This window comes from Mesorhizobium sp. M7A.T.Ca.US.000.02.2.1, assembly GCF_003996995.1.
Lineage (GTDB): Bacteria > Pseudomonadota > Alphaproteobacteria > Rhizobiales > Rhizobiaceae > Mesorhizobium.
Map to the genome: position 1 here is coordinate 1 of NZ_RZTT01000747.1, position 1,417 is coordinate 1,417.

2 protein-coding genes and 1 pseudogene are annotated in these 1,417 nt (G+C 62.2%); 2 read left to right on the forward strand and 1 reads right to left on the reverse strand.

The genetic code is table 11. The features are described from left to right. Positions 1-96: pseudogene (locus EOD15_RS37130) on the forward strand (XRE family transcriptional regulator); the annotation flags it as partial. Positions 97-334: 238 nt separating this feature from the next. Here the strand turns inward: EOD15_RS37130 and EOD15_RS34250 are convergent. Beyond that, the gene (locus EOD15_RS34250; RefSeq protein ID WP_127322975.1) at positions 335-637 is read right to left on the reverse strand and encodes a hypothetical protein; all 303 of its coding nucleotides are present in this window, start codon (positions 635-637) and stop codon (positions 335-337) included. Between the two features lie 188 nt (positions 638-825). On the opposite strand from EOD15_RS34250, the gene EOD15_RS34255 reads away from it, so the two are divergent. After that, the gene (locus EOD15_RS34255) at positions 826-1,194 is read left to right on the forward strand and encodes a hypothetical protein (protein WP_127322976.1); all 369 of its coding nucleotides are present in this window, start codon (positions 826-828) and stop codon (positions 1,192-1,194) included. The last annotated feature ends 223 nt before the right edge of the window (positions 1,195-1,417 follow it).

Genomic DNA, 1,417 nt, shown 5'->3' on the forward strand with positions numbered 1-1,417 from the left:
GATCAATACAACCCGCCGAAGACGCTGACCTTCAACCGCTACGCCATCAAACATGTCTGGCGCGTGATTCCGCTGAAGGAATTGCTGGGGTATTGAGGAGCGCTTCTTGCCTTCTCCCCTTGCGGGGTGAAAGGCGGTCCGCACAGCGGACGAAAGCCAATTGCTTGGCTTTTCGAGCCTTGAACGCCCTGAGCTTGCGAAGGGCCGGGTAGCGCAGGATCCACCTGCCGGGTCCCCGCTGCTTCGCAGCGTCCCGGCGTTCGCTGGCCTTTGATCGTGCCACTGGCACGATCAATTCACTCACGCGAACCGGCCGTTCACCCTTCGACAAGACTCAAGCCCGCCTCGCTCCCTCCAGTGGCACCTCGCGATCGCTCAGCATCTGCGTTTCGCTGCGCACGCGCTGGCGCTCGTCGATGAAGGCCGCCTGGATCGTAACGGTCGCCCCTGGCAGTCCGTCGGCACGGCAGGCCGCGCAGACGATGCGGCCCGACAGAGCGGCAAGCGGCGTGTTCCCCGTCACGCCGAACCGCTTCAGCTGATCGGGTCGCCACCAACGGTTGCGGCCGCAATCCGCGCACTCGACCGAGATCGAGGCGACATGCGCGATTGTTGGTTCCCTGCCCGGCAATGCCATCGCCCCTGCCTCATCGTTGTTCCTGATTTGTTCGCATATTCCTGTGTTTTACGCCGGGAGTCGAGTCGCAGTTTTCAAACTTTCCCAGAAGTTTTTCTTCTAAGGTAATTTGAGTTATGCTTTCATACTGGATACGCAATGTGAGTCGGAGCACGAACCCGCCCACTGCATCAGCCCTGGGAGCGATAATGGACGCCCTTGCCGCCGATTTTGCCCGTTCCTGCGGTTACGCCGGCGACAGCCTGGTCCTACTTGAAGCCTTCGAAGCCATCCGCCGAAACGGCATCGCCCACGCCCGTCAGGATCACGTCAGGCGCAAGGCAGTGATCGACGAGTTGAAACCGTCGGAGGCGCTGTTCCTGGCCGCGATTGGCCCGGCGCTCTCGGCAGAGGAGGCCATCGAGGACGCCGCCCGCTTCATAGCCTGCTGGCGCAACGTACCGCGCTGGCGCCAGGAGCGGCGCTTGCCCGACCTGATCAGGGCCAAGCAACAACGGCTGGTGGCGCGGTATTTTCGTCGCCATGGCCATCTTCTATGGGCGCGCGAAGCAGCGTGAGGCTGGACCAGCCATTTGCGGGTTCCATCAGCAATTTTTTCTTTCTGGACTGCGCAGGGGTGGCTGATCGTCGACGTGCATAGTTTGGAATGTTCAAGACTGCCCGCTCAAAATTTCAAACCTGGATAACGGCCGGCGCGGGAACCATCGCCGCCCTGCTTGTGGCCGGCCTAATGGGGGCCTTCGGCGCCCTGCCCGCCCACGCCCCGCCGCAATTGCCGTC